At 51.7% G+C, this 13,643-nt stretch carries 10 protein-coding genes and 1 tRNA gene; 4 read left to right on the top strand and 7 right to left on the bottom strand.

What is annotated here, in order from left to right; all coding sequences use genetic code 11:
- Nucleotides 1–104 precede the first annotated feature (104 nt).
- Nucleotides 105–755, bottom strand: a complete 651-nt coding sequence (locus LKD71_RS15195) for a hypothetical protein (protein ID WP_227616090.1) — start codon at nucleotides 753–755, stop codon at nucleotides 105–107.
- A gap of 203 nt (nucleotides 756–958) precedes the next feature.
- Here LKD71_RS15195 and LKD71_RS15190 point away from each other — a divergent pair, with 203 nt between their 5' ends.
- A complete protein-coding gene (locus LKD71_RS15190; RefSeq protein WP_227616089.1) occupies nucleotides 959–1,588 on the top strand; it encodes an HAD family hydrolase in 630 nt (209 codons plus the stop codon).
- A 65-nt stretch (nucleotides 1,589–1,653) separates the two neighbouring features.
- Here LKD71_RS15190 and LKD71_RS15185 read toward each other — a convergent pair whose 3' ends face one another.
- Nucleotides 1,654–1,947 carry an ABC transporter permease gene (locus tag LKD71_RS15185; RefSeq protein WP_227616091.1) on the bottom strand — a complete coding sequence of 98 codons (294 nt, stop codon included), beginning with the start codon at nucleotides 1,945–1,947 and terminating at the stop codon, nucleotides 1,654–1,656.
- A 147-nt stretch (nucleotides 1,948–2,094) separates the two neighbouring features.
- A tRNA-Gly gene (locus LKD71_RS15180) sits at nucleotides 2,095–2,165 on the bottom strand.
- Between the two features lie 458 nt (nucleotides 2,166–2,623).
- On the opposite strand from LKD71_RS15180, the gene LKD71_RS15175 reads away from it, so the two are divergent.
- Both LKD71_RS15175 and LKD71_RS15170 read left to right on the top strand, forming a co-directional pair.
- Nucleotides 2,624–3,997, top strand: a complete 1,374-nt coding sequence (locus LKD71_RS15175; protein ID WP_227616088.1) for a Sapep family Mn(2+)-dependent dipeptidase — start codon at nucleotides 2,624–2,626, stop codon at nucleotides 3,995–3,997.
- Between the two features lie 17 nt (nucleotides 3,998–4,014).
- Nucleotides 4,015–5,190, top strand: a complete 1,176-nt coding sequence (locus LKD71_RS15170) for a trans-sulfuration enzyme family protein (RefSeq protein ID WP_227616087.1) — start codon at nucleotides 4,015–4,017, stop codon at nucleotides 5,188–5,190.
- A gap of 54 nt (nucleotides 5,191–5,244) precedes the next feature.
- Here LKD71_RS15170 and LKD71_RS15165 read toward each other — a convergent pair whose 3' ends face one another.
- The 4 genes from LKD71_RS15165 to LKD71_RS15150 form a co-directional block, all read right to left on the bottom strand.
- Nucleotides 5,245–5,712, bottom strand: a complete 468-nt coding sequence (locus tag LKD71_RS15165) for an NUDIX domain-containing protein (protein WP_227616086.1) — start codon at nucleotides 5,710–5,712, stop codon at nucleotides 5,245–5,247.
- Nucleotides 5,713–5,721: 9 nt separating this feature from the next.
- Nucleotides 5,722–9,102: a DEAD/DEAH box helicase gene (locus LKD71_RS15160; RefSeq protein ID WP_227616085.1), complete on the bottom strand. Its 3,381-nt coding sequence runs from the start codon at nucleotides 9,100–9,102 to the stop codon at nucleotides 5,722–5,724.
- 143 nt (nucleotides 9,103–9,245) lie between these two features.
- Nucleotides 9,246–11,018, bottom strand: coding sequence for a DUF6612 family protein (locus LKD71_RS15155; protein WP_227616084.1), 1,773 nt, complete (start codon nucleotides 11,016–11,018; stop codon nucleotides 9,246–9,248).
- 233 nt (nucleotides 11,019–11,251) lie between these two features.
- A complete protein-coding gene (locus tag LKD71_RS15150) occupies nucleotides 11,252–12,616 on the bottom strand; it encodes an MATE family efflux transporter (protein ID WP_227616083.1) in 1,365 nt (454 codons plus the stop codon).
- Between the two features lie 115 nt (nucleotides 12,617–12,731).
- Between LKD71_RS15150 and LKD71_RS15145 the strand changes: the two genes are divergently transcribed.
- Nucleotides 12,732–13,616: a helix-turn-helix domain-containing protein gene (locus LKD71_RS15145; RefSeq protein WP_227616082.1), complete on the top strand. Its 885-nt coding sequence runs from the start codon at nucleotides 12,732–12,734 to the stop codon at nucleotides 13,614–13,616.
- The last annotated feature ends 27 nt before the right edge of the window (nucleotides 13,617–13,643 follow it).

Here is a 13,643-nt window from a genome sequence, read left to right as displayed (position 1 = left end):
GCTACGTCGATTGACGACAACGCAGCAGATGAAAAATCAGACAAGTCAATATGGCGGTTACTTAATATTCACTGTACCAGTCTCCTTTTTCCCGGAAAACAGAATTATTTCTGCATTTCGATCAGCTTTTCCCTGGAAATATCGTCAGTCTTTGCGAGATACCGGTTCATACTCATCTGCATGTCCATGGCCTGACAAAGGGGAGTGACAGAAGCCTTTCTCCGGCTGGAAGCCAGATGGATGCGAAAGGCCACTCTCGACGCGTTTTTAATATGAAGGCCTTTTTCGTCCGCCTTCGGAAAACCGTCCGCTTTCAGCTCTCCCTTTCCGATCAGGAAGGTTCCTTTTCGCTCCTCCTCAAAATAAAATCCGCCCAGATTATAATTCCGGTAAGCCTTCTCCTCCGCCGGTTTTACCTTTGCCGTCAGATTCAGGCAGGTGTTCTCCGCCGTAATCTCATAATAAAGAAGATCCTCTTTTTTTGAAGCAAACGCAAGGATTTTTACCGGCGTCTCTTTGTATACAAACTCTGTATACAGGATTTTTTTCGTTTCATTCATGAAACGGCGATAACTGGTTATCTCCTCCGGGTTCAGATCCAGCTGAATTTTCAGCTCCGCGGCCTGGCCGAAGGTGCTCTCCTTCAGACTGATATGCTCCGTGGGAAGGGTGCCGTAATCCCGAATGCTTCCCATCTCATTACTGCTCTGCCAGGCCCCGTTTCTATGGCGGGCCGGTTGTGTACTTTTTCTCATATAGTTCCGCTCTCCTGTTCTTCTGGTCTCTGCTCTCCATTATACCATTCTCCTGCAAATACCACAATCACAACCGTTTTCTCCGCACACAAAAAGCGGGGCTTGCCTGCGTACCGGAACCATGATACACTGGACAGGATTATGAACAAATTTTCCCGGGAATCCTTTTCGGGAATTACTATAAAAAAGAAAGGAAATCACACATGCTAGACGGACTGATTTTTGACGTAGACGGAACCCTCTGGGATTCCACAGACCTCGTGGCCAAAGCCTGGAATTATGTGCTGGAGACAGAAACAAACCTGCCCGCCGATGTCACCGGCGACCTCTTAAAAACCCTTTTCGGAAAACCCATGGATGAGATCTGTCTTAAGATCTTCAAGGGAATCCCGATGAGCGAGCATCCGCGCCTTGGCGATATCTGCTTTCAGAAAGAGAACCAGCTTCTCTACCAGGAGCCGGTGCCGCTTTATCCACAGATCCTCGAGACTTTTCAGGAATTATCCACACGCTGCCCCCTTTTCATTGTGAGTAACTGCCAGAAAGGCTATATTGAAGCCCTTCTTGATACCACACCGCTGAAGCCCTACATCACCGGCCATCTCTGCTACGGAGATACCAACTGCCAGAAGGATGTGACGATCCGCCGCCTCATGAAACAGTATAATCTGAAAAAGGTCTTCTATGTGGGCGACACCCAGGGAGATGCCGACGCCTGCCAGAAAGCGGACGTGCCTTTTATCCTGGCCGATTATGGTTTCGGAAACACACCCGCCCCGGCTTATCGGATCGCCGAGCCCAAAGAGCTCCTGACACTGCCCATCTGGGACTAAAACTTCTTGTATACAACGAACAGGACCCTGAAATGGATTTTTTCCACTCAGAGTCCTGTATTTTTTTACTCGTATCTCAATGCATTGATCGGTTTTAACTTGGCCGCCTTGTTAGCCGGATAGATACCAAAGATCAGGCCCACTCCCACGGAAAAGCCTAAGGCCAGGCCTCCCACACTTAAGGAAATGGCAAAATGATAATCCGTGAATACTGCATTCAGGATCGTGAGAACCAGCTGGCTTAAGGCCATACCTGCCACGCCGCCCCAGGTATCGGTGACTGCCGCCGCAACGACAACGACGCCCGCAATGCCGACGGCCACAGGCCATTTTTTCCGCTTATTCTTTTCTTCTGCCATCTTACTTCTCCTTCACTATCCATTTTTCCATGGTTCGTATCATATCCTTTTTCCTTAAACGGAATTTAAATTCAGAAACCGCAAAACTTAAAAAAGAATAAAAGAAAAAAGCCCGGAAGTTTAGATTTTCCGGACTACACAGAAAAAAGCGGGTGATGGGAATCGAACCCACGTATCCAGCTTGGAAGGCTGGTGTTCTACCATTGAACTACACCCGCATAAAACATATTCTGTTTGGAACGTTGATTATTCTAACACAGGTCGGCAGGATTGTCAAATCTTTTTTTAATTTTTTTTTAAACAGGACAACGAGGAGCTGCAAACATCTGTATTTACAGCTCCTCTTTCTATGAAAAAGTCAGCCTCTTGTCACATAGCCAAAGAAGGTTCTGTTGTTGATCGGATAGTACAGGAGATTCTGAAGATCACTCTTAGTCTCTTCATTATATTCATAGGATTCTGCCGTGTCTCGGCCCCAAAGGTACCGCTGCCCATGCGAACTTCACATAGAGTAAATCTTTTGATATTAGAGTAATTAGTGCAATATCATTCTCCATACTGATTATCTCAACCTCCCTTAAAGTAATTTTGAACAAATTTATCTCTATTTTTCCTAATAGCCTTCCATGTTATCTCATATTAAGGTAAAATGCAAATAGAAAGTGAGGTCATTTTTATGAAATTCGGACATGAAATTTTAAAATACCGGGACGATATTTTACGCGATCTGGCAAAGCTGATCGCGGTTCCTTCCGTCTGCACACACCCTCTTCCCGGTAAACCCTTCGGTGAAGCCCCGGCCCAGGCGCTGGAATGCATTCTTTCCATGGCAAAGAACATGGGATTTGAGACGGAGAACACGGACAATTATGCCGGTGCCGTCTATTACGGAACAGGAACCGAGTATGTGGACGTACTCACCCATGTGGATGTCGTTCCCGCCGGAGATGGCTGGGATACGGACCCGTTTCAGATGGTGATTAAGGACGGCATGGCCTACGGCCGCGGCGTCTCTGACGATAAGGGCGCTGCCATCGTCGCTCTCTACTGCCTGAAAGCCCTGAAGGATGCCGGCATCCAGGGAAAATATGTACTCCGTACGGTCTTCGGTTCCGGCGAGGAGATCGCCAGCGACGATCTGGACCGTTTCTATACGAAGCATCCCTACCCGGTCATGGGCTTTACGCCGGACTGCGGCTACGGAATCTGCCAGTGTGAAAAAGGAATCCTCCGCCTGGATTTCCACACAGAAAAAGGCCAGGGCTCCTGCGTCCGCGAATTTCAGGCCGGACTGGCTGTAAACGCGGTTCCGGCAAAAGCTACGGCAAAGATCTGCTGCACGGAAGAACAGCATCAAAAGCTGGCAAGCCTGGCTGACCAGGAGCATTTTAAGCTCAGCAGAGAGGGCGAAATTACCACGATTCTTTCCCTCGGCACCGCCTCCCACGGCGCCCAGCCGGAACTTGGCTTCAATGCGGCTTCCAACCTGATCTGTCTTCTCTTTGAAGTCTTTTCAGCAGAGGAAACGGGCCCGCTTCTTGCCTTCCTTCACCGGCACATTGGCATAGAGACCGAAGGAACGAGCCTCGGCATTGCGCTTTCCGATGAACCTTCCGGAAAGCTCTCCCTGAACCTTGGGATTCTGGAAATCAGTGAAACGGCAGCCCATGCTTCTGTGGATATCCGTTATCCTGTCACGAAAGATTATCAGTGGATTTTTGAGACCGCAGCCAAAGCAGCGGCAGCCTTTGGGCTTGAAACCACGATTCCGAACCGTGTAGATCCTCTTTATATCCCTGAGGATCAGCCTTTGATCCAGCGCCTGAAGGAAGCCTACGAGTCCGCCACCGGCGAACCCTGCGTCCTTTATTCCACTGGCGGCGGCACCTATGCCCGCCACACCAACAACCGGGCGGTCGGCTTCGGACCGGAATTTCCGGGCACCATCGACAATCATGCCCATAACTGTAACGAGCAGATCAGTCTGGAAAACTTCTTTACCCATGCTCAGATCTGCCTGGAGGCCATGTATCTGCTTTTCACCAAATAAATTTACAGGAGGCACAAATGAACATGAACGATCTTCTCACTATCACCCACACCGGCGACGAGTACGAGAAATATCTCGGAGCTGTGGTTCCGCCGATTTTCATGAACTCTCTTCATGTGTTCCCGGATTTTGAGTCTTATCTCAACTTTGACGATTACAAGGAGGACAGCTTCATTTACGGGCGGGAATCCAACCCGACAGCCCATATCATGGAGCGGAAAATCGCGGAGCTGGAGCACGGAACCATGGCCCTCGCCTTCGCTTCCGGCATGGCCGCCGGCACAGCTGCCGTCATGGCCACCTGCAGCACAGGCAGCCATATCATCTGCCTGCACAACACTTACGGGCCTTTGAAGGATTTCATCTCCAGATACTGTGTCGAGAAATTCCATATGACCGTGACCTTTCTTCATGGAACGGACCTTGAGGAGCTGGAGGCAGCAATCCGGCCGGAAACTTCCCTGATTATCCTCGAAAGCCCCGCCACCTTCGTTTTCACCGTCGTTGATCTCGAAGCCATCGCGAAAATCGCCAAAAAACATCATGTGACGACCTACATCGACAACAGCTGCTGCTCTCCCTACTACCAGAAGCCCCTGGATTTCGGCATCGATATCGTCATGCACACGATGTCCAAATATCTCGGCGGCCACAGCGATATCATCGGCGGCGTCCTAGTTTCCAAGGATGAAACCCTCATGAAACGGATTCGTGAGCAGGAGCGCGCACTCTACGGCGGCATCATCGGACCCATGGAGGCCTGGCTCGTAATCCGCGGCATCCGGACTCTGCCGGCCCGTCTCGCCATGCACCAGGAAAATGCCATGAAGGTCGCTTCCTATCTGGAGCAGCATCCGAAGGTGAAGCAGGTCTTCTACACAGGTCTCAAATCCAATCCCCAGCGGGAACTCATCGAGAAACAGCAGATCGGCCACACGGGACTTCTGAGTTTCATCATCGACGCTCCCGTGGAAAAAGTGCCCTTCTTCATCGACCAGCTGAAGATCTTCAAAATCGGCTGCTCCTGGGGCGGCTTTGAAAGCCTTGTGATGGCTCCGCTCTATCGTTCTTCCCAGGAAGAACTTGATCTTCGGGGCGTACCAGATGGCAAATGCCTCATCCGCATCCACTGCGGTCTCGAAGGAGCCGATGTCCTGATTCAGGATCTCGGGCAGGCCCTCGCAGCCATCTAAAATTTTACGATTAAAAACCCCACATTTCGCTGTGAAGTGTGGGGTTTCTTTTTCTTATTCAAAGCTATAAAAGCTGTATTCTCCGTATCTCGTCGTGCCTTTGTAATCGATGTGCTTCATGCTTTTTCCGGAGAGCGCGCTTTGGATCAGTTTTTTCGTGAGATCCGGAACGTCCTCACGGCTCAGCGCTTCCTCCACATCCAGCCAGAGGACTTCGCTGTTCTCGTCCCCGTCGGAAACGGCCCGGCCGCCTTTGTACTCCGCCCGGAAGGCCACATACCAGTCCTTCTGATTGAAGCGGATGCCGATGACGTCCAGGGGCTCCACCGCCACGCCGGTCTCCTCCATGTACTCTCTTTTCAGGGCCTCCTGGGGAGATTCCTGCCATTTCACATAACCGCCCGGCACGATGAGCTTTCCTTTGCCCGGCCCGTAGGTGTGACGGGCCAGAAGTACCTTGTTATCTCTGATCACGATCCCGGTCACAGACTGGGACCAGTTGGTATTTTCTTCTGCTGCCATTTTTTCCTCCTAATTCTGGAACAGCTTGAGGAGCTCTTCCCGGTCGAAAAGGATACTTCCCATCTCTTCCCCGGACAGCACCTGGTCTGCCAGCTCTTTTTTCTTCTGCTGCAGCTCCACGACTTTTTCCTCGATCGTGTGCTCCGCCACGAGCTTATAGACCGTCACGACCCGTTTCTGGCCGATGCGGTGGGCCCGGTCCGTGGCCTGATTTTCTGCTGCCACATTCCACCAGGGATCGTAATGAATCACCACGTCCGCCCCGGTGAGGTTGAGGCCCGTACCACCCGCTTTCAGGGAAATGCAGAACACCGGCGTAGCGTCCCGGTTGAATTTCTCCATGAGCTCCATCCGCTCTTTTTTCGGGGTGGAACCCGTGAGGCTGTAGTAACCGATTCCCGCCTCCTCCATGCGTTTCTCAAGAATCCCAAGCATCGAGGTGAACTGGGAAAAGAGAAGAACCTTGTGGCCACCGTTCACCGCGTTGTTCAAAAGCTCCATGCAGAGCTCCATTTTGGCCGCGCCCTCCTGGTAATCCTGATAAATGAGAGCCGGATCGCAGCAAAGCTGGCGAAGACGGGTGAGCTCGGCCAGCACCTGCATTCGGATATTGGCAAACTCATCGTTTTCCAGCATGAATTTCAGGCGCTGGACGTGGGCGTCATAGAGCTTCTTCTGCTCGCCCTCAAGGGGGATCGTGACGCATTTCTCGATCTTATCCGGCAGGTCGGAAAGAACTTCTTTTTTCAGGCGGCGCAGGATAAAGGGACGGATCATTTTCAGGAGATCCGCCATGGCATCCTCGTTTTCTTTTTTCATGATCGGCGTCTCAAAGTTCTTCTTGAAATGCTCGTAGGAATAGAGAAAACCGGGCATCAGATAGTCGAAAATGCTCCAGAGCTCGCTTAAACGGTTCTCCACCGGCGTTCCCGTGAGGGCCAGCTTCATCTGGGCGGAGACGGATTTCACCGCCCGGGCGCCTTTGGTTCCGGCGTTCTTTATGTACTGGGCCTCGTCGATGACCTCGCAGAAAAAGTCCTCGCCTTTATAGAGCTCCTGATCCCGGCGCATCGTCTCATAGGAGGTCACAAGAATCTCCCCGGGCACGCCGTTTTTCAGAATCTCTGTCCGCTCCTCCGCCGTTCCCGCCAGGACACGCACCGGAAGGGCCGGGGCAAACCTGTGGATCTCATTTTCCCAGTTGTAAACCAGGGAGGCCGGGGAGATGATGAGACTTCGTTTCTCTTCCCCCTCCTCAAAGGAAGAAAGGAGAAAAGCGATGACCTGCAGAGTTTTTCCAAGGCCCATATCGTCTGCTAGGATTCCGCCGAAGCCGTTCTGACAGAGGGTTTTCAGCCAGAAAAAGCCTTTCTGCTGGTAAGGGCGCAGGACTTTTTTCAGGGACTCGGGGAGCTCGAAATCGCTGTCCTCCACGCTTTTCATGTTTCGGATCAGGCTCTTATAGGAGCGCTCCCGTTCCACGGAAATGCCCTGTTTTTCTTTGAGCTGCTCATCCAGGTAGAGGGCCCGGTAGCGCGGCGCCTCGATCTCGCCTTTTTTCAGCGTTTTTTCCGATACCTGCAGGGCGTGGAGCATATCACTGACCGAATTTAAGCTGTCCTGGTCATACTCAATGAACTCGCCGTTTTTCAGGCGGTAATACTTTTTCTTCCGGTCATATTTGGAGAGAAGCTCCGCCAGTTCCTCCATCGGAAGCTCCGTATCAAGAGTCAGGCTTAAGAGGTTGCCGGAAATTGAAAGACCCACGTTGATCTGAGGCAGGGAGCGGATCTTCACTGCCTTCATCTTGTCCGTGATAAAAACCTCGCCGAGTTCTTTTAAGTGAGGAAGCTTCTCCGCCAGAAACTCATAGCAGGCCTTTTCCCCGTCCAGAGCCATCTCGCCCGTCGCCCGGTCGTAGGCACTGAAAAAGGCAGCCGCCTGTTCTCTGGCCTTTCGCTCTTCTTTCCAGCTCCGCTTCACCGTCCCTCCGGCGTACGGATTCGAGCCGGAAAAAATGGAATAGCGCTCCTCCCCGTAGACCGCGTAGCCCTTGCAGACGATGAGATCCCGCTGAGGCATATCCAGATAAAACTGAAACTCCGGGGTATCCGGAATGAAAACCTCCAGCGCCGTCTGCATTTTCACAGGGATGGCCTTTTCAAGCTCCGGAAGAAGCTCCTCAAGAACGATGGGAAGATCATTTCGGGAAATGTTGCAGCCGTTCTGCTCACTGTCCTCCACGAGAAGGAAAAAGCCCAGCGCTTTTCCGAAAACGCCCTTGTCCACCCGGCGAATGATGCCTTCCTTCGGAAAATACAGATAATGCTCGCCCTCCATATGGATGAAACGGCGCAGGTTAAAGACGGCTCCGTCCGCTTTCTGCTTCAGCGTCGCCCCGAAATCCGGCATTTCATCCCGGATGATCCAGCTCTCAGCCTGGCACCCTAAGAAAACGCCATTGAAAACCTCCCCTTCAAGAAGAGCCATCAGCTCGTCCATATGGCTCTTGTCGATCTCCAGATATTCGTCCTCTCTCGCCCGCAAGCCATAGTAGGAAGCATACCGACCGGTATAGGTGTTTTCGTTAGGCAGAAGCTTTCGGATAAAGGCAAGCCACGCTCTGGCCTTCTCCGTAAAGGCCTCCTCCCGGTGGAGAAACTCCAGCTTTTTCCCGTAGCGGTAATTACTCTCCGTCGTGACATGGTTCAGAAATTCCCGCAGATCTTTGAGTACATATTTCTGGGTGATACCGATCTTAAAGGAAACCTTCAGCTGATCGCCGATGAAGGAAAGGCGCGGCTCCAGCTCAACCTCGCTTTCGATCCGCTGCATGGGATTTTCGCTGTCACTGAGAAGATAGGGACGGATCAGCTCCTGAAGGCCAGGGGTGCTCTCCAGTTTTTTACGGGCGGGAGTCCTTACGGGCGGTTCCGGGCTGGTCCGCGAAGGAGCGTTTGGAAGCTCGGAGGCTCTGGTCACTCCCAGCGCCCTTAAAAGAGCGTCGAGATCCGGATTCTGGCTTTTAGGCGCGGAAGTCTTTCCATCTGAAAAAGGAAGAAAGTCAGACAGCCGTTTTGGGCTGTATTCTGGCTCGTTCCGGTGGATCAGCTCCAGAAGAGTCGCTACGCAGTGCTTGCACATGCCGGAAAAAGAAGCGTAGGCCGGGCATTCGCAGTCGTAGTCCAGAATCTTGTCCTCCGATTCATCCATCAGCAACTTCACATCATAGGCTCTGCTTCCGCTTCCCTGTACTTTTGCGCGGATCAGCATCCGGTCTCCCTGATCTTCCTCCTCCATTTCCAACACGCCTCCCGCATTGAAAAGGCTGGAACCTCTCTTGAATGTCGCTTCATAAACCCTCTTCCGAAGTTTTGCTTCTGTCAGCATGCGTTTTCTCCTTCTTCCAAAAATTTTCCGTAGCAATTTTGGGTCTTTTGCCCCGATTATAGGGATATTTTAGCATTATGGTGAGGAAATAACAAGTTGAAAAAAGCCCCATGCCGGGCAGACATGGGGCTTTAGTTTCGTTTTTACTGGATAGCTACATAGAAGTAATCCAGGCCGTAGGGGCCAAATTCCAGCTCATATTCGGTGAGATCCTTCGGCATAACGATCACGCACTGGCAGTGAACGGTGTCGCCGGGATGATAGCTGTTTGAATCCTCGTAGAGACCGTAGGTAGCTGCATAATAGCTCTGGTCGTTGTAGGTGAGCCAGTCGTCATCCTTGCTTACCACGCTCATCATAGCGCTGGGAGCATAAACGCCGTACTCTTCGTCGGAAAAATCAGAAGGCAGGTAGAGATCGTAGTTCACGATCCGGTACTCCTCATAATTTTTCAGGGCCGGGAAGCTGTAGTAGCTGTTCTCCGCATTCAGAAGCTGATCCACATATTCTGTGGCTTCGTCGCCATCGGTGATACCGGTAACGGTAAGGCCGACCTGCTCATACTGATCAGAGATCGCATTGTAGAGGTAAACCTTTCCCATCTCGTTCATGGCTGCGGGATTTTCCCTGGAACCTTTGTCGGTAAAAGTCACGCTGGTATCGGTGGTCTCCTGAATGCCTTTCACGCCCAGCTCCTCTGCAAGAGAACCTGCTGCACTCTCCACCATCTGGCCGGCCTCAGAGACAAGCTCATCTTCACCTGCTTCGGAAACTTCCTCCGTGTCAACCTCTTCATCCTGGATGGCCTCCGGCTCTTCCCCGGAAGTCTCCTCCGTCGGAAGATCCTCCGGATAAGCAATCTCGGAAATTGCGTTGTACTGGCTGCAGCGATAGCTTACCACCATGGTTGTAAATTCCATCTCCGCGTTGGTGCCCTCGCCTGCGGTCTCTCCCATATCACCCTTCATTCCGGACATATCGATGGTCATCTCTGACGGAAGGAAATCGCTGGCATTGATGTAAAAATCTACAGTAAGTTCACCCGGCAGTTCCATATCGGTGCCCAGGGAATCCTGGAGACTTTTCACCAGATCCAGAAACTCTTCCTCCATTTCGGCATCCTCAGCCACGCTTGACAGGTCTATAGCACTCTCCAGAACATAGTATTCGGTTCCTTCGCTGTCCACTGCCTTCTGATCCTTCAGATTCAGCTCCATCTTACTTTCCATATCACTTAGGTTTTCACTGCTGAATAGAAATTCGGACTTTTCTCCGGAGGTGACGGTGCGGTCCCAATCGGTGATGGGGCTGCCATCATCGGAACTTCCTTCGTATTTTACCTGCTCTCCGTTTTCCTCCCGGATATAGGTTTCGCTGACCTGTTTTCCGGTCTGGCCCATAATACTCATGGCCATGGTCTCGCTCTGATGAGAAGCGTAAGGCTCAAAAATTTCCTCGTTGCTCATATTGGCGCTCATGGTCATATCCATCTGCATGCCGGTGGAGGAATCATCTCCGGCTATATTGATGTTGATGACCATATCCATAATGAGTTCTGACTTCACGCTTGTGATCTCAGCAGCTGCGTCTTTCAGCTTTGTAATAAGCTCATCCTTCGTAAGATCAACGGCATCTCCGTCGGTATAAGCTCTTGCTGAGGCAACCTCAACAGTCTCCTCGGTGGCATCCTCCGGCGTCTCCTCAGTAGTTTCCACAGCCGCTTCTTCCGTCGTCTCCTCCACGCTCTCCATCGTCACCGGCCCGGAGCTTTCTGTCTCTGCGGCAACTGCCTCCGGAGCTTCAACGGTTTCTTTTGTGACCTCTCCCAGGGTCTGGCCTCCCTCGGAAGCGTAAGCAACGGAACTCATGGACAGTGTTCCTGCGAGTAAAAATGCAAGGACTAATTTCTTTTTCATAATAGTTAGGTCCCCCTTTCTTTTCCTTATTGCCATTATACAACAAACCTGTCAAAAAACCTATACAAATTTACTGTAAAAGTCCCGGACGGCAGCCATGAATGAGTCATACTTGCATGAGCAAATTCATGGTTATTGTGCAGGCTAGACCGTATGAGTAAGTAGGGCGATAGCCTGGATTACGAATGCGGTCGGCAGCTGTGGGAGCGCCACAGGCGCGGAACAGCTGGCTTTTATATATGGCGGTTCGTAAATTCACCGCGGATGGCAAAGACAGCCACCGCAATGACCACGCAGCAGATCACCCAGGTGACTGGCTCGCAGATGCAGACGGCGAGGTAGCCGAAGGCCGGAACGAGCCAGAGGGCGAAAATCACCTTTCCGATCAGCTCCAGACAGCTGCAGAAAAGGGGCATTCCCGGCCGGCGCATGCCCTGGAGAATATTTCTTAAGATCACCAGGATTGCCATGGGGGGAATCATTGGAATACTGATTCTTAAATAGAGGACTCCGTTTTTGATTACCTCCGGATTGCTGCTGCCGGTGATGAATTTTACCGCTGCGGGGGCCAGGAAAATCACAAAAACCAGGGCCACCAGCCACCAGCAGAAATACATGAAAATGCCGCTCCTGGCGCCTTTTGCGATCCGGGCGCGCTCTCCGGCTCCAAAGTTCTGACTGGAAAAGGTAGCTGCGCTGGTTCCAAGGGCAATGCCCGGGATGTAGAAAAATTCCGCCAGCTTTCTACCGCCCACCTGAGCTGCGATATAAACGCTTCCGAGGGCATTGATGCTGCTCTGGAGAATCACGCTTCCCAGGTTATAGATCGCGCTCATAAGGGCCATGCTGAGTCCCGTCCAGAACATTTCTGTGACAAATTTTCCCGGAACCTTCCAGTCTTTCCTGCCAAAACGGATTTCCGGGTAATTTTTCAGAATGTATAAAAAGCCAAGTGCCGCGCTGAGTCCCTGGGAGAGCACCGTCGCCGCTGCGGCTCCCTGCACGCCCAAATTCAGAGGATTTCCGATGAAAAAGAAATCCAGAATCACGTTGAGAATACTGCTGAATAAAAGAAAGCCCAAAGGTGTCACGCTGTTTCCCATGGACTGGAGAAGGGCCGACTCCAGGTTGTAGGCCATAGTCAGGGGAATGCCTGCCAGAATGACGGTAAAATAGCTCAAAGCGCCGTCCAGCACATCCTCCGGCGTCTGCATGACCGTGAGAAGAGGCTTTCGAAACATCAGAAAACTGACAGTCATCACCAGAGCTGAGATGAAAGCCAGCGTCACCATCCAGCAGACGGAACGTTTCATCTCTTTCTTGTCACCGGCTCCGAAGCTTCGGCTCACGTTGAGAGCCAGGCCGTTGTTAAGTCCGAAGGCAAAGTTTGTGATGAGGCTGTAAAGCGCCGAGGTGGCTCCGATCTGGGCCAGGGCCGCATCGCCCAGCAGATGGCCTGCGATGGAAGTGTCCGCCAGATTGTAAAACTGCTGCAGGAGGTTTCCCAGAAACAGTGGCAGGGCAAAGGTGAAAAGCAGCTTCATGGGGCTTCCCTTTGTCATGTCCAGCGTCCTTCCCGTCGGTTTTGTGTTTTTCATAGTGATCTCCTCTTTTCGATTATTTTGCTATGAGTATAGCGAAAAGTATGCCTTGCCGCTTTTACAAAAGCGTCCTATACTATAAGAAAAACGACTTTTCAGAAAGGAGATACCTATGATCCATAACCGTTCTTTCGTTCCCATGAATCCGGATAAAAAGGAGATCAACGAACTGGAACATTCTCCCTTTGATTTCATCGCCAATGAGGGAAATATCCACAGCTATGCCGCCAGCCTGATTCCCTCCCACTGGCACCGGGAGCTGGAAATTTTTATCCTTCTGGAAGGCCGGGTCCGGATCGGTGCCGGCAGTGAAACCTTCGAGGTGGTTCCCGGAGAAGGCTGCTTTATCAACACGGAAATTCTCCATTCCTTCGCCTGCCTCGTGCCCTCCCCCTGCCGTTACCGTTCCTTCGTCTTCGACGCGGGGATCGTCTCCGGCACGCCGGGAAGCATTTTTGACACCCGCTACATCCGTCCCCTTCTGGAAAATGGCCCCGCTTATTTAAAATTTGAACATCCGGCATTTTTCCGGGATTTTGACGCGGCCTTTTCTGCCTGTGAAAATGAAGAGACAGGCTATGAGTTTGAGGTCCGCGCCGCTGTTTCCCGGATGCTGCTCCTCATCGGCCAGCAGTCGGAAATGCTTCCCCACAGCCGACCTTCCTCCCTTCAGGACACCCGGGTCAAACAGCTGCTGCCCTGGATCGACGCCAATCTCGAGCGTAACCTTTCCATCAAAGAAATCGCTGCTGTCATCAACGTCTGTCCCCGTGTCTGCCAGCGGCTTTTCCGTCAGTATTTTCATTGTACGCCCATGGAATATCTTCAGGAGAAACGGCTGCTCCTGGCAGCCGAAAAGCTTATTTCCACTGATCTTCCCGTAACGGATATCGCTCTCTCCTGCGGTTTTTCCAGCCCCAGCTATTTTACAAAGCAGTTCCAAGAGCTGATCGGGAAGACGCCGAGCGTATATCGGAAAGAACGAAAAAACAGCTGAAGCGCCGGAAACTTTATCCGGCAGCCT

It is taken from the genome of Fusicatenibacter faecihominis, assembly GCF_020686945.1.
Classification (GTDB): Bacteria; Bacillota; Clostridia; order Lachnospirales; family Lachnospiraceae; genus Limivivens; species Limivivens faecihominis.
Note: the sequence above shows the minus strand (reverse complement) of the source record. Positions and strands in the feature narration are given on the sequence as shown.

What these genes read in the sequence shown, in the direction of transcription:
- LKD71_RS15195 (WP_227616090.1), bottom strand. Translation starts at nt 755, where the DNA reads ATGAGAAAAAGTACACAACCGGCCCGCCATAGAAACGGGGCCTGGCAG.
- LKD71_RS15190 (WP_227616089.1), top strand. Translation starts at nt 959, where the DNA reads ATGCTAGACGGACTGATTTTTGACGTAGACGGAACCCTCTGGGATTCC.
- LKD71_RS15185 (WP_227616091.1), bottom strand. Translation starts at nt 1,947, where the DNA reads ATGGCAGAAGAAAAGAATAAGCGGAAAAAATGGCCTGTGGCCGTCGGC.
- LKD71_RS15175 (WP_227616088.1), top strand. Translation starts at nt 2,624, where the DNA reads ATGAAATTCGGACATGAAATTTTAAAATACCGGGACGATATTTTACGC.
- LKD71_RS15170 (WP_227616087.1), top strand. Translation starts at nt 4,015, where the DNA reads ATGAACATGAACGATCTTCTCACTATCACCCACACCGGCGACGAGTAC.
- LKD71_RS15165 (WP_227616086.1), bottom strand. Translation starts at nt 5,712, where the DNA reads ATGGCAGCAGAAGAAAATACCAACTGGTCCCAGTCTGTGACCGGGATC.
- LKD71_RS15160 (WP_227616085.1), bottom strand. Translation starts at nt 9,102, where the DNA reads ATGCTGACAGAAGCAAAACTTCGGAAGAGGGTTTATGAAGCGACATTC.
- LKD71_RS15155 (WP_227616084.1), bottom strand. Translation starts at nt 11,018, where the DNA reads ATGAAAAAGAAATTAGTCCTTGCATTTTTACTCGCAGGAACACTGTCC.
- LKD71_RS15150 (WP_227616083.1), bottom strand. Translation starts at nt 12,616, where the DNA reads ATGAAAAACACAAAACCGACGGGAAGGACGCTGGACATGACAAAGGGA.
- LKD71_RS15145 (WP_227616082.1), top strand. Translation starts at nt 12,732, where the DNA reads ATGATCCATAACCGTTCTTTCGTTCCCATGAATCCGGATAAAAAGGAG.